Source organism: Ensifer aridi (assembly GCF_002078505.1).
Taxonomy (GTDB): Bacteria; Pseudomonadota; Alphaproteobacteria; order Rhizobiales; family Rhizobiaceae; genus Sinorhizobium; species Sinorhizobium aridi.
In genome coordinates, this window is sequence record NZ_LUAV01000053.1 from 1 (window position 1) to 432 (window position 432).

General features: G+C 67.4%; 1 protein-coding gene. It reads left to right on the forward strand.

All coding sequences use genetic code 11. The features are described 5' to 3' along the window. The coding region (locus AYK65_RS33415; protein ID WP_244560166.1) for a condensation domain-containing protein at positions 1–432 on the forward strand (432 nt) is incomplete at both ends.

Here is a 432-nt window from a genome sequence, read left to right on the forward strand (position 1 = left end):
GTGACAGAGCACGATCTGCAAGAGCTGCCGGATGCGGATGCGGTGCTTGCGGATCTCTACCATGATGAGGCGCGCACGCCGTTCGATCTGGCGCGCGGGCCGCTGATCCGCGGACGTCTGATCCGGCTGGCCGATGACGACCACGTCTTCCTGCTGACGCAACACCATATCGTCTCGGATGGCTGGTCGATGGGCGTGCTGATGCGCGAACTCAGTCAGCTTTACCGGGCGTTTGCGGCCGGGCGCGACGATCCTTTGCCGCCGCTGGCGATCCAGTATCCGGATTATGCCGCCTGGCAACGGCAATGGCTGTCGGGGGAACGGCTGCAGGCCCAGGCGCAGTATTGGCGCGACAGCCTGTCTGGTGCCCCGGCCCGTCTGGCGCTGCCGACCGACCGGCCGCGGCCGGCGCAGCAGTCGTTTGCCGGAGCC